24 protein-coding genes are annotated in these 23780 nt (G+C 67.9%); 17 read left to right on the forward strand and 7 right to left on the reverse strand.

Translation table 11 applies throughout. The features are described from left to right. Both A5701_RS19740 and A5701_RS19745 read right to left on the reverse strand, forming a co-directional pair. Positions 1-630: class I SAM-dependent methyltransferase (locus A5701_RS19740; protein ID WP_067757724.1), on the reverse strand; the 630-nt coding region annotated here is incomplete at its 3' end. A 198-nt stretch (positions 631-828) separates the two neighbouring features. Next, positions 829-1530: a TetR/AcrR family transcriptional regulator gene (locus A5701_RS19745; protein ID WP_067757602.1), complete on the reverse strand. Its 702-nt coding sequence runs from the start codon at positions 1528-1530 to the stop codon at positions 829-831. 122 nt (positions 1531-1652) lie between these two features. On the opposite strand from A5701_RS19745, the gene A5701_RS19750 reads away from it, so the two are divergent. The 6 genes from A5701_RS19750 (at position 1653) to deoC (ending at position 5739) form a co-directional block, all read left to right on the forward strand. Continuing rightward, positions 1653-3047, forward strand: coding sequence for a DUF445 domain-containing protein (locus A5701_RS19750; protein ID WP_067757605.1), 1395 nt, complete (start codon positions 1653-1655; stop codon positions 3045-3047). 84 nt (positions 3048-3131) lie between these two features. Next, on the forward strand, positions 3132-3557 hold the full coding sequence (locus tag A5701_RS19755; protein ID WP_067757727.1) for a helix-turn-helix domain-containing protein: 426 nt from the start codon (positions 3132-3134) through the stop codon (positions 3555-3557). Positions 3558-3661: 104 nt separating this feature from the next. Then, positions 3662-4267 carry a heparin-binding hemagglutinin gene (locus A5701_RS19760; RefSeq protein ID WP_067757608.1) on the forward strand — a complete coding sequence of 202 codons (606 nt, stop codon included), beginning with the start codon at positions 3662-3664 and terminating at the stop codon, positions 4265-4267. Positions 4268-4344: 77 nt separating this feature from the next. Beyond that, complete coding sequence (locus A5701_RS19765; protein ID WP_067282206.1) at positions 4345-4632, forward strand: DUF2516 family protein; 288 nt, start codon at positions 4345-4347, stop codon at positions 4630-4632. Between the two features lie 4 nt (positions 4633-4636). Then, complete coding sequence (locus tag A5701_RS19770; RefSeq protein ID WP_067757611.1) at positions 4637-5053, forward strand: DUF2599 domain-containing protein; 417 nt, start codon at positions 4637-4639, stop codon at positions 5051-5053. Further along, positions 5053-5739, forward strand: coding sequence for a deoxyribose-phosphate aldolase (gene deoC / locus A5701_RS19775; protein ID WP_067757614.1), 687 nt, complete (start codon positions 5053-5055; stop codon positions 5737-5739). The genes A5701_RS19770 and deoC overlap by 1 nt, the downstream gene beginning before the upstream one ends. A gap of 114 nt (positions 5740-5853) precedes the next feature. On the opposite strand, the gene A5701_RS19780 is transcribed toward deoC, so the two are convergent. The 3 genes from A5701_RS19780 to A5701_RS19790 are packed head-to-tail and all read right to left on the reverse strand — an operon-like array spanning position 5854 to position 8274. Continuing rightward, positions 5854-6897, reverse strand: a complete 1044-nt coding sequence (locus A5701_RS19780) for a DUF2993 domain-containing protein (protein WP_067757617.1) — start codon at positions 6895-6897, stop codon at positions 5854-5856. Then, entirely contained in the window at positions 6894-7724 is an 831-nt protein-coding gene (locus tag A5701_RS19785; RefSeq protein ID WP_067757620.1) for a carbon-nitrogen hydrolase family protein, read from the reverse strand. Before A5701_RS19785 ends, A5701_RS19780 begins: the two co-directional genes overlap by 4 nt. Positions 7725-7749: 25 nt before the next feature. Further along, positions 7750-8274 carry a DUF2505 domain-containing protein gene (locus A5701_RS19790; protein ID WP_067757623.1) on the reverse strand — a complete coding sequence of 175 codons (525 nt, stop codon included), beginning with the start codon at positions 8272-8274 and terminating at the stop codon, positions 7750-7752. 26 nt (positions 8275-8300) lie between these two features. On the opposite strand from A5701_RS19790, the gene A5701_RS19795 reads away from it, so the two are divergent. Together A5701_RS19795 and A5701_RS19800 are read left to right on the forward strand one after the other, a co-directional pair. Continuing rightward, positions 8301-9407, forward strand: coding sequence for a UDP-N-acetylmuramate dehydrogenase (locus tag A5701_RS19795; protein WP_067757629.1), 1107 nt, complete (start codon positions 8301-8303; stop codon positions 9405-9407). A 60-nt stretch (positions 9408-9467) separates the two neighbouring features. Next, a complete protein-coding gene (locus A5701_RS19800) occupies positions 9468-10802 on the forward strand; it encodes an Ig-like domain-containing protein (protein ID WP_067757631.1) in 1335 nt (444 codons plus the stop codon). On the opposite strand, the gene A5701_RS19805 is transcribed toward A5701_RS19800, so the two are convergent. Further along, positions 10774-11535: an SDR family NAD(P)-dependent oxidoreductase gene (locus A5701_RS19805; protein ID WP_067757634.1), complete on the reverse strand. Its 762-nt coding sequence runs from the start codon at positions 11533-11535 to the stop codon at positions 10774-10776. The two genes, A5701_RS19800 and A5701_RS19805, sit on opposite strands and share 29 nt — an antisense overlap. A 242-nt stretch (positions 11536-11777) precedes the next feature. Between A5701_RS19805 and A5701_RS19810 the strand changes: the two genes are divergently transcribed. The 6 genes from A5701_RS19810 (at position 11778) to regX (ending at position 17731) form a co-directional block, all read left to right on the forward strand. Further along, positions 11778-13028 (forward strand): ROK family transcriptional regulator, encoded by a 1251-nt coding sequence (locus tag A5701_RS19810; RefSeq protein WP_231968988.1) that lies wholly within the window; start codon positions 11778-11780, stop codon positions 13026-13028. 29 nt (positions 13029-13057) lie between these two features. Then, positions 13058-14359, forward strand: a complete 1302-nt coding sequence (gene mshA, locus A5701_RS19815; RefSeq protein WP_231972858.1) for a D-inositol-3-phosphate glycosyltransferase — start codon at positions 13058-13060, stop codon at positions 14357-14359. Further along, positions 14356-14865, forward strand: a complete 510-nt coding sequence (locus A5701_RS19820) for a YbjN domain-containing protein (protein WP_067757647.1) — start codon at positions 14356-14358, stop codon at positions 14863-14865. Before mshA ends, A5701_RS19820 begins: the two co-directional genes overlap by 4 nt. A 10-nt stretch (positions 14866-14875) precedes the next feature. After that, positions 14876-15625, forward strand: coding sequence for a phosphoglyceromutase (locus A5701_RS19825; protein ID WP_067757650.1), 750 nt, complete (start codon positions 14876-14878; stop codon positions 15623-15625). A 152-nt stretch (positions 15626-15777) separates the two neighbouring features. Beyond that, complete coding sequence (locus tag A5701_RS19830; RefSeq protein WP_156670177.1) at positions 15778-16998, forward strand: cell wall metabolism sensor histidine kinase WalK; 1221 nt, start codon at positions 15778-15780, stop codon at positions 16996-16998. 49 nt (positions 16999-17047) lie between these two features. Continuing rightward, positions 17048-17731: a two-component sensory transduction protein RegX gene (gene regX / locus A5701_RS19835; protein WP_007167631.1), complete on the forward strand. Its 684-nt coding sequence runs from the start codon at positions 17048-17050 to the stop codon at positions 17729-17731. Here regX and A5701_RS19840 read toward each other — a convergent pair. Beyond that, a complete protein-coding gene (locus tag A5701_RS19840) occupies positions 17728-18225 on the reverse strand; it encodes a hypothetical protein (protein WP_067757656.1) in 498 nt (165 codons plus the stop codon). The two genes, regX and A5701_RS19840, sit on opposite strands and share 4 nt — an antisense overlap. A 769-nt stretch (positions 18226-18994) precedes the next feature. Between A5701_RS19840 and A5701_RS19845 the strand changes: the two genes are divergently transcribed. The 3 genes from A5701_RS19845 (at position 18995) to A5701_RS29210 (ending at position 23711) form a co-directional block, all read left to right on the forward strand. Further along, complete coding sequence (locus A5701_RS19845; RefSeq protein ID WP_197499033.1) at positions 18995-19417, forward strand: MmpS family transport accessory protein; 423 nt, start codon at positions 18995-18997, stop codon at positions 19415-19417. Next, entirely contained in the window at positions 19414-22350 is a 2937-nt protein-coding gene (locus A5701_RS19850) for an RND family transporter (RefSeq protein ID WP_067757662.1), read from the forward strand. Before A5701_RS19845 ends, A5701_RS19850 begins: the two co-directional genes overlap by 4 nt. A 170-nt stretch (positions 22351-22520) precedes the next feature. Further along, on the forward strand, positions 22521-23711 hold the full coding sequence (locus A5701_RS29210; RefSeq protein ID WP_067757665.1) for a PPE family protein: 1191 nt from the start codon (positions 22521-22523) through the stop codon (positions 23709-23711). Positions 23712-23780 lie beyond the last annotated feature (69 nt).

Below are 23780 nucleotides of genomic sequence, written 5' to 3' on the forward strand. Positions count from 1 at the left end.
ATCTTCCTGCGTCGGCAGCTGGCCGCCCGGAAAAATCTCGGTGCCGATGAATCGCGCGAATCTCACATCGCTCATCGTCAGCTTGACGCCGAGTGCGGGCATCTGCTGCCATTGATAGGTCAAAATGGTGTGCAACAGCATCCGACCGTCGTCGGGCAGGATGTGGTGGGCACGTTCAAAAAAGGCCGGCCACCGGTCGGCCTTGAACGCCTCGAAGGCGCCGATGCTGACGATTCGGTCGACCTTGTCGTCGAATTCCTCCCAGCCCTGCAACCGGACTTCGACGGAGCGGTCGGTGGGGATGGCGGCCATTTTGGCCTTACTGTAGGCAAACTGGTTGCGACTCAGCGTGATCCCGATCACGTTGACGTCATATTTCTCGATCGCCCGGTGCAGCGCTCCTCCCCAGCCGCAGCCGATGTCCAGCAGCGTCATGCCCGGCTCGAGATTCAACTTGCCCAGCGCCAGGTCGATCTTGGCAAGCTGCGCCTCTTCCAGGGTCATGTCGTCGCGCTCGAAGTAGGCGCAGCTGTACGTCTGGGTGGGGTCCAGGAACAACCGGAAGAAATCATCGGACAAGTCGTAGTGGGCTTGCACGTTTCCGAAATGCGGCGTGAGCTGCACAGACATGTCGAGAAGAGCCTTTCATTTTACACGGAGGCAGGGACGCCCGGCCAGCACGGCGCAGCTGCGTCGCCCCCGGTGCACCCTCTGCATGCTAGTCGCTGCGGGCGATGCACGTCGTTCTCACTAGCGGGTCATAGCGTCACACGAAACGGGTTGAATTCACAAAATGAGAACCGCCCTGGGCGCCCCGCGGGGACGCATCTACTGGCCGCGGGGCGGAACGATCGGCGACGGGTGGGGCTCCTCGCGGAACTTCTCCAGCGATCCGCCTACCTCGACGATGCCCTTCAACGCATTCCAGCTCAGCATCGTCAGGTAGTCGATCAACTCGTCGCGGCTCATGCGCGGGAACGACATCCAGGAGTGGGTGGCCAGTTGCACACCGCCGACGATCAGGTAGGCCCACGGCTCCGCCCCGCCGGTGTCCATCCCCGCCTGCTGCATGCGTCGGCGCATCAGCACCGCGAGCATGCGGGCGATGATGCGCTCGGAGTCGGCGATCACCTTGCTCTTGCTGGCCGAGCTGTTCGACATCACGAAGCGGTATGGCTCGGGTTCGTTCGCGACGGTTTCGACGTACACCCGGATGACCTCGCGGGTCAGGTCGAAGCCGTCCAGATTGGAGGTCAGCGCCGAGGCCAGGTTGGGAATCAGGGTGGTTTGGGTGAACCGCATCATCACGGCGGTCGTCAGGTCGTTCTTGTCGACGAAGTAGCGATACAACACCGTCTTGGATACGCCGATATCCGCGGCGATGTCGTCCATGCTCAGGGCGCCGCCCTGCCGCCGGATCGCGTCGATCGTGCCGTCTACCAACTCGTTGCGGCGCTCCACCTTGTGTTGGTGCCAGCGCCGCTTGCGGCCATCCGTCTTGGCCGCCGCCGCCAACGTTCGCTCTGCCACTGTCGCCGATATCCCATTCACTAGACGCCCTCGATAATACGGCGTGCGGGCCTGTTTCGAACGGTGACCGCGCGCCCCTCGCGGGCTTGTGAACAGTGCGGTCACACCAAACGCCCGCAACGATGAATGATGGAGTGGTGGTACACAGAGCCTCGCCCCGAGGCGAAGCACCGGGGCCCCGCGCGGCGGCCCCCGCCCCGACGACCCCGTCGAGCGGAACCGGGCGTCCCCATCCGTCGCTCGCCGAATCCTTCGCCGGCGCCGACCCGCAGGCCGACGCCGAGCGACGGGTGGCGCTGCGCCGGATGAAGGCGGTGGCGCTGAGCTTTCTGATCGGCGCCACCGGCCTGTTCCTCGGCTGCCGCTGGGCGCAGGCCCACGCGAACCTGGGCGCCTGGGTCGGCTATGTCGGTGCCGCCGCCGAGGCCGGGATGGTGGGCGCCCTCGCGGACTGGTTCGCGGTGACGGCGCTGTTCAGGCATCCGCTGGGCATCCCCATCCCGCACACCGCGATCATCAAGCGCAAGAAGGATCAGCTCGGCGAGGGGCTGGGCACCTTCGTGCGGGAGAACTTCCTGTCGCCCCCTGTGGTGGAGACCAAGCTCCGCGACGCCCAGGTGCCCGGACGGCTCGGCAAGTGGCTGTCGGAGGCCTCGCACGCCGAGCGGGTGGCCAGCGAGACCGCCACGGTGCTACGGGTGCTGGTCGAGCTGCTGCGCGACGAGGACGTCCAGCAGGTGATCGACCGGATGATCGTGCGGCGCATCGCCGAGCCCCAGTGGGGGCCGCCGGTCGGGCGGGTCCTGGCGACACTGCTGGCCGAGAACCGGCAGGAGGCACTTATCCAGTTGCTGGCCGACCGGGCCTTCCAATGGTCGCTGAACGCCGGCGAGGTGATCCAGCGGGTCGTCGAGCGTGACTCGCCGACGTGGTCGCCGCGGTTCATCGACCACCTGGTGGGCGACCGCATCCACCGGGAGCTGATGGATTTCACCGACAAGGTGCGCCGCAATCCCGATCACGAGCTGCGCCGGTCGGCGACCCGGTTCCTGTTCGAATTCGCCGACGACCTGCAAAACGACGCCGACACCATCGCGCGCGCCGACGCGATCAAAGAGCAGCTGATGGCGCGCGACGAGATCGCCAATGCCGCCGCGACGGCCTGGAAGACGCTGAAACGGCTGGTGCTCGAGGGCGTGGACGACCCGTCCAGCACGCTGCGCACCCGGATCGCCGACACGGTGGTCCGCATCGGGGAGTCGCTGCGCGACGACGCCGACCTGCGCGACAAGGTGGACAACTGGATCGTGCGGGCGGCCCAGCACCTGGTTTCGCAATATGGAGTCGAGATCACAGCGATCATCACCGACACCATCGAGCGCTGGGACGCCGAGGAGGCCAGCCGGCGCATTGAGCTGCACGTGGGCCGTGACCTGCAGTTCATTCGGATCAATGGGACCGTGGTCGGGTCGCTGGCGGGCCTGGTGATCTACGCGGTCGCGCAGGTACTTTTCTAGTAGTGCTAACAAGCGCTTGCAATAGCAAGCACTTGTAGTAGTCTGATGGCCGTCACCATCGACCATCCGACCCAGGAGCGCGCCATGGCACCCGAGGAGAAGCTCTCCGCGAAGGTGTCCAATGCCGCCTCCGACATGGCCTCGGACATCGGCAGCTTCATTCGCACTCAGCGCGAACTCGCGCAGGTCTCGGTGCGCCAACTCGCCGAAAAGTCCGGGGTCAGCAATCCGTACCTGAGCCAGGTGGAGCGCGGATTGCGCAAGCCGTCCGCCGACGTGCTCAATCAAATCGCGAAGGCCTTGCGGGTTTCCGCCGAGGTTCTCTATGTGCGGGCCGGGATTTTGGAGCCGAGCGACAAAAGCCAGGTGCGCGACGCCATTATCACCGACACCGCGATCACCGAGCGCCAGAAGCAGGTTCTGCTCGACATCTACACATCGTTCACCCAACAAAATGAAATCAGTGAACCAAGCGACGAGGAGTGTTCCACCGAACCCAACGGCGAGTGAGCTTCCCCCTTCTGGCCGGCACGCATAGACCACCGACCGCTTGGATTACAGCCCTTCGTCTCCCATAGCAACACCCAAGAACGCCGTTAACGAAAGGAATCACCATGGCGGATAACACCAACATCGAAGATCTGCGGGCTCCGCTGCTCGCGGCCCTCGGCGCGGCCGACCTGGCCCTGGCGACGGTCAACGAGCTGATCGCGAACCTGCGTGATCGCGCCGAAGAGACCCGCGTCGACACCCGCACCCGGGTGGAGGAGAGCCGCGCTCGCCTGACCAAGTTGCAGGAGGACCTGCCCGAGCAGCTCGGCGAGCTGCGCGAGCGCTTCACCAGCGACGAGCTGCGCAAGGCGGCCGAGGGCTACCTGGACGCCGCGACCAACCGCTACAACGAGCTGGTCGAGCGGGGCGAGGCCGCCCTGCAGCGGCTGCGCAGCCAGACGGGTCTGGACGACGCCTCCGCGCGCGCGGAGGGCTACGTGGACCAGGCCGTCGAGCTGACCCAGGAAGCGCTGGGCACCGTCGCATCGCAGACCCGCGCGGTCGGCGAGCGTGCAGCCAAGCTGGTCGGCATCGAGCTGCCCAAGAAGTCCGACGAGACGGCGAAGAAGGCCCAGAAGGCCGTCGCCAAGAAGGCGCCCGCCAAGAAGGCTCCGGCCAAGAAGGCTCCGGCCAAGAAGGCGTCCGCCAAGAAGGTCACCCAGAAGTAAGTCCGACGGTCGACTCGGAGTTGCCCTCGGGCAACTCTGAGTCGACGTTTGGGACGGGGCCCGCATACGCTTAAGGCGTGAGCCACCTCGTGGGAACCGTCATGTTGGTCTTGCAGATCGCCGTTTTGGTCACGGCGGTATACGCGTTCGTGCACGCCGCGCTGCAGCGGCCCGACGCGTACACGGCCGCGGAAAAGCTGACCAAGCCGGTGTGGCTGGTGATCCTGGGGCTGGCTGTCGCGCTGACGTCCATCCTGAGTTTTGTTTTCGGGGTACTCGGGATGGCGATCGCCGCGTGCGCGGCCGGCGTCTATCTCGTGGACGTACGGCCGAAACTTCTGGAAATCCAAGGTAAGTCGCGCTAGCCGGATGAAGGCGCTGCTGACGGCGCCCGCCGCCGTGCTTGTCGCGCTGTGGGGCCCGGCGGCCACCGCGGCGGCCGCTCCGGTTTTGCCGTCCCCGCCGTTCATCGACCACACCGAGTGGGGGCAGTGGCGCGGCATGAGCAGCCTGCGCGTCTTCCCGACACCGTCGGGGCGGGCGGCCGCCGCCGGGCAACCCGGCAACGTCGCGCTCGCCGACGAGGCGTGGGGCGAGGTGTTGGCGCTGTCGCCGGACGCGGACACCCCGGGGATGCGCGCGCAGTTCATCTGCCACTGGCAGTTCGCCGAGGTGGCCGAGCCCGGCAAGACCAGCTGGAACTTGGAGCCGTGGCGCCCGGTCGTCGACGACGCCGAGATGGTCGCGTCGGGCTGCAATCCCGGCGGGCCCGAGGAGAGGTTCTAGTGGCCGGCAAACCCACCCGGGCGCAGCTGGCGGCGATGGTCGACCACACGCTCCTCAAGCCCGAGGCCACCGAGGCGGACGTGGCCGCGCTCGTCGGCGAGGCCGCCGAATTGGGCGTCTACGCGGTGTGCGTGTCGCCGTCGATGGTTCCGGTCGCGGTGCGCACCGGGGGCGTCCGGGTGGCTAGCGTCGCGGGTTTCCCGTCGGGCAAGCACATTTCGGCGGTCAAGGCGCATGAGGCCGAACGGGCCGTGGCGTCGGGGGCCGCCGAGGTGGACATGGTCATCGACATCGGCGCCGCGCTGGCGGGAGACATCGACGCGGTGCGGGCCGACATCGCGGCCGTGCGGGCCGCCATGAACGACGTGGATGCCGGTTCCGTGCTCAAGGTGATCGTGGAGTCGGCGGTGCTGTTCTCCGGGACGGACGAGAGCACGCTGGTCCAGGTGTGTCGCGCGGCCGAGGACGCCGGCGCCGACTTCGTCAAGACCTCGACCGGGTTCCATCCCGCGGGGGGCGCGTCGGTGCGCGCGGTCACCGTGATGAGTCAGACCGTCGGGGGCCGGTTGGGCGTCAAGGCCAGCGGCGGCATCCGCGCCGCCGCGGACGCGCTCGCGATGCTGGACGCCGGCGCCACCCGGCTCGGCCTGTCCGGCACCCGTGCCGTGCTCGACGGGCTTGGCTGAATTGTCCGGCGCCTCACCGCGCCGTGCCGGCGCGCATCGTTGCCGAACGGGCTGAATTGTCCGGCGCCTCAACGCGCCGTGCCGGCGCGCATCGTTGCCGAACGGGCTCAATTGTCAGAGGTTGGCGAAGCAGGGGTCGTTGTTGTTGCCGGTCGGGATGCTCGCGTTACGCGTCGAGAAGTGGCTGGTCACACCGTCGTTGGTGACCTGCACGCTGTCCGCGTGGATGCCCAACGGGTAGTTCTTGGTGAACTGCGAGGTGAAGTCGTCCAGGGTCGACTGCACCGACTCCTTGGGCATCGTGAAGCCGAGCGCATTGAAGCTGACGATCTGCAGCTGAAGGCCGGTCCCCGACACCACCGGCTTGGTGGTCAGGTTGTCCAACATGCCCTTCAGCTCGATGGTCCCGTCGGCGGGGTGGGTGGTCACGGTGTTGGTGACGAACGGGCCCAGCACCGGAATCGCGTTCTGGACCGACTCCTTGATGCCGTCGGACGTCCAGGTGACGGTCGCGTCGAGTGACCCGATCGTGCCCTTGGAGTCCTGCGTGTCCTTGAGCCGGACGTCGCGGATGTTGATGTCGATCTTCATGCCCTTGGCGTCGCGGACCTGGTTACCGGCGGTCTGCACCGAGATGTTGGTGTAGTGCTTGGTGAGTTGCTGCCACAGCATCAACGGCGCCACCCCGAACGATGCGGTGGCCTGGTCCTTGACCTCGCAGGCCACCGCTTCGGCGACCTTGCTGTTGGCGACGTGGCGGACGTACAGTTCCGCGCCGACCAGGCCTGCGATCACCAGGCAGACCACGATGATGCAGACCAGCAGCACCGAGAGCGGGTCGCGCAGGAAGCGGCGCTTCTTCTTGCCCTGCGCCGGTTCCTCGCCCGGGGTGGGCAGCTTCTCCGTCGGCCCCGCAGGCGGGGTCGGCGGGGGCGGCGGCGCGTACTCGGGCCGCTGCATGTTCGGCGGCGGCGTGGCGATCCGTTCGGTCTGACCCGGCGGCGGACCGGCGGCCGGCGGCGGGGGCGCGGGCGCCGGACCACCGGTGTTGATCCGCTCGGTCGGCCGCTCGGTGGGGGGCTGACCGAACGGGCCTTGGTTGCCGGGACGGCCCCACGTCGAAGGGTCCTGGTTCGGCGGTCCTTGTGGGTTCGTCACCCGACTGATTCTGCCCTATCGAGCTGAGCGAAATCTGAGTGGTTGCGCAGCACCGCGATGCTCTCGCGCGCCTTGACGACCCGGTCGACGTCGATGTCGGCCACCACCAACTGCGGCCCGGACCCGGCCGACGCGACGACTTCACCGAACGGCGAGGCCACCAGGCTGCCACCCACCCCGGTGGGCGCGCCCGACTCCGTCAGCGGTGCGCCCGGGTCGGCCTGGCCGGCCGCCGCAACGTAACTCATCGAGTCGAGGGCGCGGGCCCGCGCCAGGAGCGTCCACTGGTCGAGCTTGCCGGGCCCCGAGCCCCACGACGCGCACACGGCGATCAGCTGGGCGCCGCGGCGGGCCAGCTCGGTGTACAGCGCCGGGAAGCGGATGTCGTAGCAGACGGACAACCCCACCCGGACGCCGGCGACCGTGATCACCACCGGCTCGTGGCCGGGGGCCACGGTGCGCGACTCGGTGAAGCCGAAGGCGTCGTAGAGGTGGATCTTGTCGTAGTGCGCGTTCGGCTCGTTGGGGCTGCCCGGACCGGCCGCGATCAGCGTGTTCTTCACCCGGCCGTCCCCGGCCGGCGTGAACATGCCGGCGATCACCGTGATTCCGCAGTCGGTCGCGATCCGTCGCACACCCGTCGCCCACGGCCCGTCGACCGGCTCGGCGACGGGCGCCAGCGGAACGCCGAACCGGCACATGGTCGCCTCCGGGAACACCACCAACTGGGCACCCGCGTCGGCGGCCTGCGCGCTGTACTCGCGGACCAGCCCTAGGTTGGCGGCCGGGTCGGTCCCGCTGAGGATTTGGGCCAGCGCGATTCGCATGGGCGCCAGCTTAGGCTCGCCGCCCTCATACCGTTTTGGCGATCCACTCCGTGGTGAACCGTTGCTCCGCCGCCACCAGCTCGGCCAACTGGGTGCCGATGATGTTCTCCAGCTTGCCGCCGATGATCGGGACGCGCACCTGGACGGTGGCCCGGAACGTCAGCCGGGCGCCGCCCGTCTCCAGGATCGGCAACAGCGTCGCGGTGCCGGTCAGGTTGACCGGGGCGTCCAGAATCGAGCCGACGACGGTGCCCTGCGCGGTGCCGTCGGCGACCGGTCCCCACACTTCCTCTCGCCGGATGCGCAGATCGCCGCTGTGCAGCTGCGTGACCATCCCGGGCAGCTTGTGGCTGTGGATCACTTGCACGGTGACGACCTCGACGGTGTCGTCGTCCCCGGTTTCGCCACCGACCCGCATCGATTCCAGCGTGGCGATGTCAACGCCGGATCCGGCCAGCCGTGCCCGCCAATAGGTCTCGTCCGTGAACGCCCGATGAACCTCTTCAACGCTGCCGTCGTAGTCGGCCGACAAGTCGAATGAACGCGGCATAGCAGGTGAGGCTACCGTTACGGGCCATGAAATCCAGCGACGCCGGTCCGACGTTCGCCGGCGCGCAGGTCGCCGAAGCAGTGTCGCTCGCGCCGCTGACGACGTTGCGGGTGGGGCCGGTGGCCCGCCGCCTGATCACCTGCGCCAGCACCGACCAGGTGATCGCTGTGGTGCGGGAGCTGGATGCCGAAAGCCGTGGGGGAGAACGTTCCCCGGTGCTGGTGTTCGCCGGCGGGTCCAACCTGGTGATCGCGGACAGCCTGACGGACCTGACCGCGGTGCGGTTGGCCAACAGCGGCATCACGATCGACAACACCCTGGTGCGCGCGGAGGCGGGCGCGGTGTGGGACGACGTCGTGGTAGCCGCCATCGAGCATGGTCTGGGCGGGCTGGAATGCCTGTCCGGGATTCCCGGTTCGGCCGGGGCCACCCCGGTGCAAAATGTCGGAGCCTACGGCGCCGAGGTCTCCGACACCATCACCCGCGTGCGGATCCTGGACCGCGACAGCGGGGAGGTGCGCTGGGTGCCGGGCGGCGAGCTCGGCTTCGGCTATCGCACCAGCGTGCTGAAGCAGGCCGGCCCCGAAACCCCTTGGGTGGTATTGGAAGTCGAGTTCGCGCTGGACGCCTCGGGCCAGAGCGCGCCGCTGCGCTACGGGGAGCTGGCGGCCGCGTTGGGCGTGAGCGGCGGCGAGCGGGCCGACCCACGGGCGGTGCGCCGGGCGGTGCTCACGCTGCGGGGCCGCAAGGGCATGGTGCTCGACCCGGACGACCACGACACCTGGAGCGTGGGTTCATTCTTCACCAACCCGGTGGTCGCACCCGAGGTTTACGAGCGGCTGGCCCACACTTTCGGAGACGACCGCGGCCCGGTTCCGCACTACCCGGCCCCCGACGGCGTCAAGCTGGCCGCCGGCTGGCTGGTGGAGCGGGCCGGCTTCGCCAAGGGATATCCGGACGATCCGGGGGCCCGGTGCCGGCTGTCCACCAAGCACGCGCTGGCGCTGACCAACCGCGGCGGGGCCACCACCGAAGAGGTGATCGCGCTGGCCCGGGTCATCCGCGACGGGGTTCGTGATGTGTTTGGTGTCACATTGAAACCGGAGCCGGTCCTGCTCGGCTGCAGGCTATAGCTCCGAATCCGCCGACGCCCGAATTGTCGCGGCGGAGTTGGTGGATTTTGCCCGGTATCTTTGACTTTCGTGAGCACGTCGCGCGACCCGCAGCCGATCAACCGGCGCGTGGCTTTGGCGACCCTCGGACTGGGGATGTTCGCCCCCAGTGTCTTGGCCGCGTGCGGCGGCCCGGCCGCCAAGCAGGCCGAGAAGAAGGAGCAGCCCGCGCCGAAGCTGAAGTTCCAGCCGGCCGATGCGACCGAGAACGTGGTACCGATCGCGCCGATCAGCGTCGAGATCAGCGACGGCTGGTTCCAGCACGTGACGCTGACCAATTCCGCGGGCAAGGCCGTGGCGGGCAAGTTCAACTCCGACCGCACCGTCTACAGCACCACCGAGCCGCTGGGCTACGACGCGACCTACACCTGGAGCGGCTCGGCCGTGGGGCACGACGGCAAGGCCATCCCGGTGACGGGCAAGTTCACCACCGTGACGCCCACCAAGAAGATCGGCGGGGCATTCCAGCTGGCCGACGGCCAGACCGTCGGGGTCGCGGCGCCGATCATCATCCAGTTCGACGCGCCGATCACCGACAAGGCCGCCGTCGAGAAGGCGTTGACCGTCACCACCAACCCGCCCGTCGAGGGCAGTTGGGCCTGGTTGCCCGACGAGGCGCAGGGTGCCCGCGTGCACTACCGCACCCGCGAGTACTACCCGGCGGGCACCACGGTCAACGTCGACGCCAAGTTGTACGGGCTGCCGTTCGGCGACAGCGCCTACGGCGCCGACGACATCTCGCTGAACATCCAGATCGGTCGCCGGCAGGTGGTCAAGGCCGAGGTCTCGTCGCACCGCATCCAGGTGGTCAGGGACGAAGGCGTCATCATGGACTTCCCGTGCAGCTACGGCGAGGCCGACAAGGCGCGCAACGTCACCCGCAACGGCATCCACGTGGTCACCGAGAAGTACGCGGATTTCTACATGTCCAACCCGGCCGCCGGCTACAGCCACGTGCACGAACGGTGGGCGGTGCGGATCTCGAACAACGGCGAGTTCATCCACGCCAACCCGATGAGTGCGGGCGCGCAGGGCAACACCAACGTCACCAACGGCTGCATCAACCTGTCGACCGGCGACGCGGAGCAGTACTACCAGTCCGCGATGTACGGCGACCCGGTCGAGGTGACGGGCAGCTCGATCCAGCTGTCCTACTCCGACGGCGACATCTGGGACTGGGCCGTCGACTGGGACACCTGGGTCGCGATGTCGGCGCTGCCGCCGCCCACGGCGCACCCGCCGTCAACCCAGATCCCGGTGACCGCGCCGGTGACGCCGTCGACCGCCCCGAGCCTGTCCGGCACGCCGACGACGACCACCACCTCGCCTAGTCCGGGGACTGGCCCCGGCGGTTAAAGCGGGTGGCCGACGCCTGGTCGCGCGGCTTCATGACGATCAGGTCGAGGTCGACGTGCGGCGGCCGCGAGGCCACGAAGCCGATCACTTCGGCGACGTCGGCGGCCACCAACGGCGTGAGGCCGGTGTACACCGAGTCGGCGCGTTGCTGATCGCCGTCGAAGCGGACCAGCGAAAACTCCGTCTCGACCGCGCCCGGCGCGATCTCGGTCAGCCGAACCGGCTTGCCCAGCAGCTCACCGCGCAGCGTGCGGTGCAACGCCCCCTGCGCGTGTTTGGCCGCCGTGTAACCGGCGCCCCCGTCGTAAACCTCAAGTGCGGCAACCGAAGTCACCGTGACGATCAGCCCGTCGCCCGAGTCGATGAGCTTGGGCAGCAGCGCGCGGGTGACCCGCAGCGTGCCCATCACGTTGGTCTCCCACATCCATCGCCAATGCTCGAAGTCGGCTTCGGCGACTGGCGCCAGGCCGCGAGCGCCCCCGGCGTTGTTGACCAGCACGTCGACCCGGCTCAGCTCGTCGGCGAGCGCGGTGACCGCGGCGTCGTCTGTGACGTCGGCCACAATGGCGGTTCCGCCGATCTCCCTCGCCAGGGCGTTGATGCGGTCGGCCCGGCGCGCGACCGCGACCACGTGAAAGCCCTGCGCAGCGAGGGTCTGGGCCGTCGCCTCGCCGATTCCGGAGCTGGCCCCCGTGACCACGGCGACGCGTTCATTCCTGACATTTCCAGTCATAGAAACAACCTTAGTGAGCGTGCTAAATTTTCGAGGTGCACCTCAGCGCCCTGTCCAGCACCACCACCGCGTGTCTCTGCGCGGCGGGTGCGTGTTGTTGTCGCGCACTTTGCCGCTCCTGACTTTCAGGTGTGGCCAGTGACGGCCAACAAAGACTCGGACAAAGGACGCTCGTGCGCTCGAATACCCTCACCCAGACTCATCATTCGCCCACCCGTGCCACCTACAAGGGCCACCGGTCGGTGCGGCGTCAGATCGTGCCGCCGGCCCTGCACATCGCCGACTCGGCGGCGGCCTCGGTTTTCCGGGCCGTCCGCTTGCGCGGCCCCGTCGGCCGTGACGTCATCGCCGGCGTCACCTCGCTGAGCATCGCGACGGTCAACCGCCAGGTCATCGCCCTGCTCGAGGCCGGTTTGCTGCGGGAACGCGCCGACCTGGCCGTCTCCGGCGCGATCGGTCGGCCCCGCGTGCCGGTCGAGGTCAACCACGAACCGTTCGTGACGCTGGGCATCCACATCGGCGCCCGCACCACCAGCATCGTGGCCACCGACCTGTTCGGTCGCACGCTCGACACCGTCGAGACGCCGACACCGCTCAGCCCCGCCGGGCCCGCCCTGGCGACGCTGGCCGAGAGCGCCGCCCGCTACCTGCAGCGCTGGCATCGGCGGCGCCCGCTGTGGGTCGGCGTCGCGATCGGCGGCACGGTCGACAGCGCGACCGGCCACGTCGACCACCCGCGGCTCGGCTGGCGGCAGGCGCCGGTTGGCCCCGTGCTGGCCGATGCGCTGGGACTGCCCGTCTCGGTGGCCTCGCACGTCGACGCCATGGCCGGGGCCGAGCTGCTGCTCGGACTGCGGCGATTCGTGCCCAGCTCGCCCACCAGCCTGTACGTCTACGCCCGTGAGACCGTGGGCTACGCACTGGTGATCGGCGGGCGGGTGCACTGCCCGGCCAGCGGCCCGGGCACGATCGCCGCCCTGCCCGCCCACTCCGAGTTGCTGGGCGGCACCGGCCAGCTGGAATCCACCGTCAGCGACGAGGCGGTCCTGACCGCCGCGCGCCGGCTGCGCATCCTGCCGTTCGCGCCCGCGGGCCGCCCGAACGCGTCGGCGGCCGGCATCAACGATCTGCTGCGGCTGGCCCGCGGCGGCAACGAGCAGGCGAAACAGCTGCTCAACGAGCGGGGCCGGGTGCTCGGGCAGGCCGTGGCGTTGCTGCGCGACATGCTCAACCCCGACGAGCTGGTAGTCGGCGGCCAGGCCTTCACCGAGTATCCCGAGGGCATGGAGCACGTCGAGGCGGCGTTCGCCGAGCACTCGGTGTTGCCGGCACGCGACATCCGCGTCACCGTCTTCGGGAACCGGGTGCAGGAGGCCGGCGCCGGAACCGTGTCGCTGGGCGGGCTGTATGCCGACCCGCTCGGTGCGATGCGCCGCGCGGGGGCGCTGGGCCCGCGGCTGCGCGACGTCTCCGCCGACGAGCCTTCCGCTTAACGCGAAGCCGTGTCCTGGGCGCTGGGCTCGTGGGCCGAACGTCCTGTAAAGATGAAAGAGTGCGGCACGATGACGTCTTCCGGCTGAAACCGCGCCGCGTCGCAGTGTTGGCGGTGCACACTTCGCCCCTGGCGCAGCCGGGCACCGGCGACGCCGGGGGCATGAACGTCTACGTGCTGCAGACCGCGTTGCACCTGGCGCGCCGCGGCATCGAGGTGGAGATCTTCACCCGGGCCACCGCGTCCGCCGACCCGCCCGTCGCCCGGGTGGCGCCCGGCGTGCTGGTGCGCAACGTGGTGGCGGGGCCGTTCGAGGGGCTGGACAAATACGACCTGCCCACCCAGCTGTGCGCGTTCGCCGCGGGGGTGCTGCGCGCCGAAGCGTCGCACGAGCCGGGCTATTACGACATCGTGCATTCGCACTACTGGCTGTCCGGACAGGTCGGCTGGCTGGCCCGCGACCGCTGGGCGGTGCCGCTGGTGCACACCGCGCACACGCTCGCCGCGGTCAAGAATGCCGCGCTGGCCGCGGGTGACGCGCCCGAGCCGCCGCTGCGCACGGTCGGCGAGCAGCAGGTCGTCGACGAGGCGGACCGGCTGATCGTCAACACCGATGACGAAGCCAGGCAATTGATTTCGATCCACCGCGCCGACCCGGCCCGCATCGACGTGGTCCACCCCGGCGTCGATCTCGAGGTGTTCCGCCCGGGTGAGCGCCGCGCGGCCCGGGCCGCCCTGGGGCTGCCGCTCGACGAGGACGTGGTGGCGTTCGTCGGGCGAATCCAGCCGTTGAAGGCCCCCGACATCGTGCTGCGGGCCGCCGCGAAACTGCCGGGCGTGCGCATCGTGGTCGCCGGCGGCCCGTCGGGCAGCGGCCTGGCCTCCCCGGACGGGCTGCGGCGGCTCGCCGACGAACTCGGCATCGCCGCGCGGGTGACTTTCCTGCCCCCGCAGTCCCGCTCGGACCTGGCCACCCTGTTCCAGGCCGCCAGCCTGGTCGCGGTGCCGAGCTATTCGGAGTCGTTCGGCCTGGTCGCCGTCGAGGCCCAGGCCTGTGGCACCCCGGTGGTGGCCGCCGCGGTCGGCGGTCTCCCGGTGGCCGTGCGGGACGGGATCACCGGCACGCTGGTGGCCGGCCATGACGTCGATCGGTGGGCGGGCGCGCTGGACCGAATGCTGCGCTTGCCGGCGCCGCAGGCCGAGGCGATGAGCCGGGCCGCCGCCGCACACGCGGCCACGTTCTCCTGGGAGAACACCACCGACGCGCTGCTGACCAGCTATCGCCGCGCGATCAGCGGGTACACCGCCGAGCGCCGCGGGGTCGGCGCGTGAGCCCCACGGTCGAGCGCGTGATCGAGGACGCGCTGCAGGCCAGCGGTCTTGTGTACTCGAAACACGACGGCGCGCACGGCGGCCGGTCGGGACTGGTGGTGGAGCTGCCCGGCGAGCGCAAGCTCAAGACCAACACCATCCTGAGCGTCGGCGAGCACTCGGTGCGCATCGAGGCGTTCGTGTGCCGCAGGCCCGACGAGAACCACGAGGGGGTCTACCGCTTCCTGCTCAGGCGCAACCGCCGCCTCTACGGCGTGGCCTACACGCTGGACAACGTCGGCGACATCTACCTGGTGGGACGCATGTCGCTCGCGTCCGTGGACGCCGACGAGATCGACCGGGTGCTCGGGCAGGTGCTCGAAGCGGTCGACGCGGACTTCAATACGTTGCTGGAGTTGGGATTTCGCTCGTCGATCCAAAAAGAGTGGGACTGGCGGGTGTCTCGCGGCGAGTCGCTGAAGAACCTGCAGGCGTTCGCTCATTTGATCGACGAAGACGACGAATAAGCTAGCCGGCATGGGAGATACCGGCACGTTGGTGCTGCTCCGCCACGGCGAGAGCGAATGGAACGCAAGCAACCAGTTCACCGGATGGGTCGACGTGGACCTGACCGAGAAGGGCCGGGCCGAGGCGGTGCGCAGCGGCGAGCTGCTGGCCGAGCAGAACCTGTTGCCCGACGTCCTTTACACGTCGCTGCTGCGCCGCGCGATCACCACCGCGCACCTGGCCCTCGACGCCGCCGACCGGTTGTGGATTCCGGTGCGGCGCAGCTGGCGGCTCAACGAACGGCACTACGGGGCGCTGCAGGGCCTCAACAAGGCGGAGACCAAGGACCGCTACGGCGAGGAGCAGTTCATGACCTGGCGGCGCAGCTACGACACGCCGCCGCCACCGATCGAGAAGGGCAGCCAGTTCAGCCAGGACACCGACCCCCGCTACGCCGACATCGGGGGCGGCCCGCTGACCGAATGCCTGGCCGACGTGGTCGTGCGTTTCCTGCCGTATTTCACCGACGTCATCGTCCCGGACCTGCGCAGTGGCAAGACGGTGCTGATCGTCGCGCACGGCAACTCGCTGCGGGCCCTGGTGAAGTACCTCGACCAGATGTCCGACGACGACGTCGTCGGGCTGAACATCCCGACCGGGATTCCGCTGCGCTACGACCTCGACGCCGACCTGCGGCCGGTGGTCGCGGGCGGCACCTACCTCGACCCGGAGGCCGCCGCCGCGGGCGCCGCGGCGGTTGCCAGCCAGGGGCGCCGGTAAAACCGGCCACCGGCCCAAAGCGAGTTTCAAAGGCCTGTTTGCCGAACATCGCGTTAACGGGAGTGGAACACCTGAAGCGAAAAGTGTGACTTGTCCGATTTTGGCCTCGTTCCGCTAGGGCAGCGTTTCCGAAGATTTGTAGGATTTGCTATGTGACTGTGTTCTCGGCGCTGTTGCTGGCCGGGGTCTTGTCCGTGCTGGGGCTGGCCATAGGTGTGGCAGCCGGGACCCGGCTGTCGCCGAAAGCCGCTCATCGCAGGCAGCGGGTCAGCACCGAGTGGACCGGGATAACGGTCGCGCAAATGCTGCAACGCATCGTCGCGCTGATGCCGCTCGGGGTGGCGGTCGTCGATTCTCACCGCGACGTCGTCTACCTCAACGATCGGGCCAGGGAGCTGGGCCTGGTGCGCGACCGCCAGCTCGACGACCAGGCGTGGGAAGCGGCGCAGCAGGCGCTCGGCGGCGTCGACGTGGAGTTCGACCTGCGGCCGGCCAAACGGGCGGCCGGCCGGTCCGGCCTGTCCGTGCACGGCCAGGCGCGGTTGCTCAGCGAGGAAGACCGGCGGTTCGCCGTGGTGTTCGCCCACGACCAGTCCGACTACGCGCGCATGGAGGCGACCAGGCGCGACTTTGTGGCCAACGTCAGCCACGAGCTCAAGACCCCGGTGGGCGCCATGGCCCTGCTCGCCGAGGCGCTGTTGGCGTCCTCGGACGACTCTGAAACCGTTCGCCGGTTTGCCGAGCGGGTGCTCGTCGAAGCCAACCGGCTGGGGGACATGGTCGCCGAGCTGATCGAGCTGTCCCGGCTGCAGGGTGCCGAACGGTTGCCCAACGTGACCGAGGTCGACGTGGATACCGTTGTGTCCGAGGCGATTTCACGGCACAAGGTGGCCGCCGACAACGCCCAGATCGAGGTTCGCACCGACGCGCCCAGCGGCCTACGGGTGCTGGGCGACGAGACGCTTCTGGTCACCGCGCTGGCCAACCTGGTGTCCAACGCGATCGCCTATTCGCCACCCGGTTCACCGGTCTCGATCAGCCGCCGCCGCCGTGGCGACAACATCGAGATCGCCGTGACCGACCGGGGCATCGGGATCGCGCTGGAGGATCAGGAGCGGGTCTTCGAGCGGTTCTTCCGGGGGGACAAGGCACGTTCGCGCGCCACCGGCGGCAGCGGGCTGGGCCTGGCCATCGTCAAACATGTCGCGGCCAATCACAACGGCAGCATCGGGGTGTGGAGCAAGCCGGGCACCGGTTCCACGTTCACGCTGTCGATTCCGGCCTACAAGGACAACGACGAAGAACCCGAGCAACCGCAGGGTCGCGACGTGCGGCCCAACAGGTCACAACGAGAGGAAGAACTGAGTAGATGACCCGCGCGTACGACGATGCAGAGCAAAGCGATGAGGAGGAGTCGCGCTGATGACCAGTGTGCTGATCGTGGAGGACGAGGAGTCGCTGGCCGATCCGCTGGCATTCCTGTTGCGCAAGGAGGGCTTCGAGGCCACCGTCGTGACGGATGGACAGGCCGCACTGGCCGAGTTCGACCGTGGCGGCGCCGACATCGTGCTGCTCGACTTGATGCTGCCCGGCATGTCGGGGACCGACGTGTGCAAGCAGCTGCGTGCTCGTTCCAGCGTGCCGGTGATCATGGTGACCGCGCGGGACAGCGAGATCGACAAGGTCGTCGGGCTGGAACTCGGCGCCGACGACTACGTGACCAAGCCGTATTCGGCGCGCGAGTTGATCGCCCGGATTCGCGCGGTGCTCCGCCGCGGCGGTGACGACGACTCCGAGATCAGCGACGGTGTGCTCGAGTCCGGGCCGGTGCGGATGGACGTCGAGCGCCACGTCGTCTCGGTCAACGGTGACACGATCACGCTGCCGCTCAAGGAGTTTGACCTGCTCGAGTACCTGATGCGCAACAGCGGGCGGGTGCTGACCCGCGGGCAGTTGATCGATCGGGTGTGGGGCGCCGACTACGTCGGCGACACCAAGACGCTCGACGTCCACGTCAAGCGTCTGCGGTCCAAGATCGAAGCCGACCCGGCCAACCCGGTCCACCTGGTCACCGTGCGGGGACTGGGCTACAAGCTGGAGGGCTAGACCCTGGGGATGAGTGGTCCGCGGCTGGTTGGTTCGTTCGTCGTGATGGTCACGTCCGTCTGGCCGACCAACCGGTAATGCAGACGGCGCCGGGCGTCGTCGTCGATTGTGACGGTGAAGACGTACGTCCCCAGCTTCTCCAACTGAAGCACGGGCATATTGACCGCGAACGCCACCGACTGGGTTTCGCCGTCCTCAACATCGCGCCGTCGGCCAACGTTGAATCGAAAATGCGCCCGGAACGGTTCCCGCTCGCCGAATCCCTTGTCGACCTCGACCGGATGGCCGTCCTCGTCCGCCAGGTCGACGGTGACGGTGTGCTCTTCGTTGGTAGCGGTCCACGGGACCTCCGCGATGATTCCGAGGGCCAACGAAACCGTGAAGGGCCCTGAGCGTCCCGCCGGAATGACCGCCCGGTCTACGCCGCCGCCCATGACGTACAACAAGTTGTTCTGCGCCTCGGCGTGGTTGCACAGAATTGTCGTTAACTCCATCGGTTGCTCCCGCAGACGACAGTTGCTAGCTGGGCGGTCACACCTTATCCGATCCGGCGGGTAAAGCGCGGATTATCGCGCCGCCCTGGCGCCCTCGCGCTGACCCTTCTTTTTCGCACGGGTCGAGCAGCAATGCGACATTTCGCAATGGAACTGGTCACTGCATTCATGCGAACAATAAATTGAAGCGGCCGGAAGCCAGTCCGGGTCGGACAAGTCGCGCGGTCGGTCGTTGGGATCGAACGTGTGGCCGCAATGCACGCAGGTCCTGACCTTGGTAGCCATGTCGTCAGGGTACGCGCCGGGGGCGCTCAATGGCTGCCCGTTTCCGCATTTCGCAGAAATGCCAAGTGCGCAATTCAACCGGAAATCGCCGGTGCCAGCGAATTAGTTTTTCAAACTAACTCGGTCGTCGGCGGATGTCGATCGCGGCGCGGTTCGACATGACCGTCGCGGCGATCACGATGAATTCGACGGCGCGGCAGGCCAATAGGCGCCGGATCGGCATCCGGCAGCGAAATGTCCTGCGGCGCAGGCCATTCCAGGCCCGTGATGCCGGCCGGCGGCGGCGAGTGGCCCAAGGCGGCTTTCGGCGAGCGGTGTGGTCACGGCCCGGGCGGCGACGTGGCCCCGAACACGTCGGCGCAGCCGAAGGAATTAATTCGGCAGCCATGACGTTCGGGGTAGCCGTGGCGCGCGACGAAATGCTCGAACGGGTGAACTGTCTTAGCATCAGCCCATTGGTCGACCGTGATCGGGGGGAACGGTGTTGACGCTTCTCAAGCGGGCATGGGTTCCCGTGGTCGTGGTGGTGGCGGTGATCATCGGCGGCGTCGCGGTGGACCGCCTCAACGGCGTTTTCCCGGGACCCGGCCTGCCCAAGCCCGATCCGCGGGACGCGACCCCGCCCTACGCCGCCAAGACCGCCGTCTACGAAATCCTGGGGCCAGCCGGGACCACCGGCGTCGTCAACTGGATGGATGCCGACGCGCAACCGCAGAAGGCCAACTTCACCACGTTGCCGTGGTCGACGACGATCGTCGCCCAGATGCCCGGCATCTTCGCCTACGTCGTCGCGCAAGGTGACAGCCCCTCCATCGGCTGCCGGATCACGGTCGACGGCAAGTTGGTCGATCAACGGCAAGCCGAGACGCGCAATGCGCAGGTCTCCTGCCTGGACAAGTCCGCATGACCGACAACACCAGCGACACCGACGAAATACCCGTCGCACAACGCACCGAAGTCGAGCACAAGCCGCGTATCGCCCGCGCCGTCCGCGTCCTGGCGCTGCCGATCGTCGTCTGCTGGGTGCTGATCGCGGTCGGCGTCAACGTCTTCGTCCCACAGTTGGAGAAGGTTGCCGAGGAGATCTCCGTTCCGCTCTCGCCGTCCGACGCACCGTCGGTCACCGGGATGAAGCACATCGGCGAGAAGTTCAAGGAGTACGACTCCGACAACCTCGTCCTGGTCACCCTGGTCGGTGATAAACCGCTCGGCCCGGACGCGCACCGGTTCTACGACGACCTAGTCAAAAAGATCCAGGCCGACCACGAACACGTCGAGCACGCGCTGAACTTCTGGGGACAGCGCTTCACGTCCTCAGGTGTGGAGAGCTACGACCATAAGGCCGCCTACGTCCAGGTCAACCTCAAAGGCGATCAGGGAGGGGCGGTCGGCGACGAATCCGTTGCCGCGGTGCGCAAGATCGTCGCGGACTCCACGCCGCCCGCCGGCGTCAAGGCCTACGTCGCGGGCCAGGGAGCGCTGACCGCCGACGTGATCGTTGTCGGTGACAAGAGCCTGGCCAAGATCACCATCATCACGGTCGTCATCATCGCGATCATGCTGATGTTCGTTTACCGGTCCATCGGCACCGTGTTGCTGACCATGTTCATCCTCTTCATTGGGCTGCTGTCCGGCCGCGGCGTGGTGTCGCTGCTGGGCGAAACCGGCGTCATGGGGTTGTCGACCTTCGCCGTGAACCTGCTGACCTCACTCGCGATCGCGGCGGGTACCGATTACGCGATTTTCATGGTGGGCCGCTACCAGGAGGGCCGTGAACGCGGTCTGGACCGGGAAGCCGCCTATTACGACACCTTCGCCGGTGTCAGCAAGGTGGTCCTGGGCTCGGGTCTGACCATTGTTGGGGCGCTGGCCTGCTTGAAGTTCACCCGGCTGCCTTACTTCAGTTCGCTGGCGTTCCCGTGCGCGATCGGTCTGCTGGTGGTGGTGGCGGCCGGGGTCACGCTGACGCCCGCTCTCATCGCGGTCGCCAGTGGCTTCGGTCTTCTGGACCCCAAGCGCAAGTTCAACTACACCCGGTGGCGCCGCCTGGCGACGGCCATCGTGCGCTGGCCGGCGCCCATCCTCGCCATTTCCGTCATTCTTGCGATCGTTGGCGCCCTTGGTCTCGCGGGCTTCACCCCGCGCTACAACGACCTCTACTACCTGCCGCATAGCGCCGCCTCGGTGCAGGCCTACGACGCGGCCGACCGGCACTTCACCCAGGCCCGTCTCAACCCGGACCTGCTGATGATCGAATCGGACCACGATCTGCGCAATCCCCGAGACATGCTGGTGCTGGACAAGGTTGCCGGTGCCATCTTCCGGGTGCCGGGCATCGAACGGGTGCAGAGCATCACCCGACCGCTCGGCCCACCGATCGAAGACGGGTCAATTCCGTTCCAGCTCAGCGTGCAAACCGCGCCGATCCGTGACAACCTCAACTACCTGAGAGACCGCGTCGGCGACATCAAGAAGATCACCGGGTTCCTCGACACCCAGATCTCCCTGCTGGAACGCCAGTACGCGATCACCCAGAAGCTCGCCAACGCGACGGACGACAGCGCAAAAACCACGGCGGAGACCGCCGCCATCACCGACGAAATTCGCGACCACATCGCCGATTTCGACGACTTCTGGCGACCGATCCGCAGCTACTTCTACTGGGAGAGGCACTGCTACGACATCCCGATGTGCTGGTCGCTGCGTAGCCTGTTCGACGCCTTGGACGGGTTTGATCAGCTCGCCGAGAAGTTCCACGCCCTCACCGGCGATCTCACCAACACGGCCGCGGCCACGCGCGAATTGTTGGCGATCATTCCGGAGAACATCGCCGTGTCGAAGGCGATCCGGGATACGACGCTGACCATTTACAGCTCGTTCGACAGTCTGATCGACCAGTTCGACCGGCTCACCGACACCAATGCTGTGATGGGTAAGTCGTTCAACGACGCTCGGGTGGAGAGCCTGTTTTACCTGCCGCCGGAGATCTTCCAGAACTCCGATTTCCAGTTCGGGTTGAGCCTGATGGTGTCGCCCGACGGAAAGGCCGCGCGCTTCATCATCACTCACTCCCTGGACCCGGCAACCGCGGAAGGCATCAAGTCCGTCGAGCAAGAGCGCAACGCGGCCAAGGAGGCGCTGAAGCTCACCTCGCTGGAGAACGCCGACATCTACCTCGGCGGCACCGCCGCGACATTCAACGACATCGCCACCGGCGCCTGGTATGACCTGCTGATCGCCGCGGTGGCGTCGATCGTGCTGATCTTCATCATCATGGTGATCGTCACCCGCGCTCTGGTCGCGGCGGGCGTCATCGTCGGCACGATCGTGCTGTCGCTGGGAGCGGCGTTCGGATTCTCGACGCTGATCTGGCAGCATCTGGGCTACTTCCAGTTGCACTGGGTGGCAACGGAATTCGCGCTGATCGTGCTCTTGGCGGTGGGGTCTGATTACAACCTGATGCTGGTGTCGCGGATCGAGGAGGAGATCGGGGCCGGCCTGAACACCGGACTCATCCGCGGCGTCGGCGTGACGGGCCCGGTGGTGTCCGCGGCCGGTGTGGTGTTCGCCGTGACCATGGCCGCGATGCTCTCCAGCGATCTGCGGGCGATCGGTCAGTTCGGTACGACGATCGGTATCGGTCTGATGTTCGACACCTTCGTCGTTCGGACGCTGATCACGCCGTCGATCATGACGCTGATGGGCCGCTGGTTCTGGTGGCCGAAGCGGGTCCGGGTCCGCCCGGCCAGCCAGATGCTTCGGTCCGTCGGGCCGCGCCCGCTGGTTCGTGCGCTGCTGCACCAGCCGCGGCACGCGGCCGCGCCGGATCCGCAGACGTAACCGCCTAGCTTCCCGGGCATTTCGCGGCGGCCGCCTGCGGCCTGATTGTCACGCGCCGTTTACGACATTTGCTGGTACTCGACCGCCAGGCACGTTATTCTATCGCCGTTGAAAAATTATTCTATGGCTGTTGAAAATCGGGCCCGCCCGCCGCGGAGAGGACTGCCGACATGGACTTTGCGTCGCTGCCTCCGGAGATCAACTCCGGGCTGATGTACTCCGGGCCCGGGGCGGGGCCGATGCTCGCGGCCGCGGCGGGTTGGGAAGCGTTGGCCGCGCAGCTGGAATCCACCGCGGCCGGCTACGCGACCGAGCTGGCGGGTCTGACCGGCCAGGCATGGTCCGGCCCGTCGTCGCTGCTGATGACGGCGGCGGCCACACCCTACGTGCAGTGGCTGTCCAGCGCCGCCGCGCAGGCCGCGCAGACCGGCGTGCAGGCCTACGCGGCGGCGGCCGCGTACGAGGCGGCGTTTGCGATGACCGTGCCGCCGCCGGTGATCGCTGCCAACCGGGCGCAATTGCTGGCGCTGATCGCGACCAACTTCTTCGGTCAGAACACCCCGGCGATCGCGGCCACCGAGGCTCAATACCTGCAGATGTGGGTCGAAGACGCCAGCGCGATGTACGGCTATTCCGCCGCCTGCGAGATCGCCAGCAGGCTGACCCCGTTCGACGAGCCGCCGCGGACCACGAACCCGGCCGGGCAGGGCGCCCAGACGCTGGCGGCGCAGGCCACCGGCAACGCCACCCGGCAGCTGGCTTCGGCCAATGCCACGATGCACACCGCCACCGCCGCCACGCCCGTCGCGCCAGGCGAAACGGTCACCGCCCCACCGGGCAGCACCATCGCCATCGGCACCAACACGGGCATGTACCTCAACAGCGGCTCGATCACCATCACGGGCTCCGGCACCAACCTCATCAGCTTCGGATCCGTTATCGTCAACCCCGGCAGCACAATTCACACGCTGATCGACTGTTCCGAGGGTGGTGTTCTGGTCCCTGGCGGCGTCGACGTCACCGCCGGGTCCAGCCCGCTCGTCCTGACCCCGGGATCGTTCCAGGAGGTCCTGGTCACCCTCGTCAACGGCTCCGCCACACTCCCCGTCGTCGGGGCGGAACAGGTCGCGGTCCAGACCATCGGCAACACGGCCACCGCCATCGCCGGCCCCGCGGGCGCGTCCATCACCAACGTCTTCGGCACCGTCAGCATCGCCACGGTCACGCCGATACCCAGCCCGACCGGCGCATTGGGGGCTCCGCTGGCCGCGCCGGGGCTCGCGGGTACCGCCGGGATTGAGCCCCAGCTCGACGTGGATGGGCTATTGGATTGGGCCCAAACGCTTTCCGGCGCCGGATGAGGGACATGCCGACAGACCCAAACGCGCGGCCCGCATGGCCGTTTCACCCGGCGTGCGGGGTCGGTGCCC

Source organism: Mycobacterium sp. E3305 (genome assembly GCF_001666785.1).
Classification (GTDB): Bacteria; Actinomycetota; Actinomycetes; order Mycobacteriales; family Mycobacteriaceae; genus Mycobacterium.

Bases quoted from the DNA above. Each gene is read 5' to 3' on its own strand.
- A5701_RS19755 (WP_067757727.1), top strand. From the start codon at position 3,132: ATGGCACCCGAGGAGAAGCTCTCCGCGAAGGTGTCCAATGCCGCCTCC.
- A5701_RS19840 (WP_067757656.1), bottom strand. From the start codon at position 18,225: ATGGAGTTAACGACAATTCTGTGCAACCACGCCGAGGCGCAGAACAAC.
- A5701_RS19750 (WP_067757605.1), top strand. From the start codon at position 1,653: ATGAATGATGGAGTGGTGGTACACAGAGCCTCGCCCCGAGGCGAAGCA.
- A5701_RS29210 (WP_067757665.1), top strand. From the start codon at position 22,521: ATGGACTTTGCGTCGCTGCCTCCGGAGATCAACTCCGGGCTGATGTAC.
- A5701_RS19795 (WP_067757629.1), top strand. From the start codon at position 8,301: ATGAAATCCAGCGACGCCGGTCCGACGTTCGCCGGCGCGCAGGTCGCC.
- A5701_RS19805 (WP_067757634.1), bottom strand. From the start codon at position 11,535: ATGACTGGAAATGTCAGGAATGAACGCGTCGCCGTGGTCACGGGGGCC.
- regX (WP_007167631.1), top strand. From the start codon at position 17,048: ATGACCAGTGTGCTGATCGTGGAGGACGAGGAGTCGCTGGCCGATCCG.
- A5701_RS19790 (WP_067757623.1), bottom strand. From the start codon at position 8,274: ATGCCGCGTTCATTCGACTTGTCGGCCGACTACGACGGCAGCGTTGAA.
- A5701_RS19785 (WP_067757620.1), bottom strand. From the start codon at position 7,724: ATGCGAATCGCGCTGGCCCAAATCCTCAGCGGGACCGACCCGGCCGCC.
- A5701_RS19825 (WP_067757650.1), top strand. From the start codon at position 14,876: ATGGGAGATACCGGCACGTTGGTGCTGCTCCGCCACGGCGAGAGCGAA.
- A5701_RS19760 (WP_067757608.1), top strand. From the start codon at position 3,662: ATGGCGGATAACACCAACATCGAAGATCTGCGGGCTCCGCTGCTCGCG.
- A5701_RS19850 (WP_067757662.1), top strand. From the start codon at position 19,414: ATGACCGACAACACCAGCGACACCGACGAAATACCCGTCGCACAACGC.
- A5701_RS19770 (WP_067757611.1), top strand. From the start codon at position 4,637: ATGAAGGCGCTGCTGACGGCGCCCGCCGCCGTGCTTGTCGCGCTGTGG.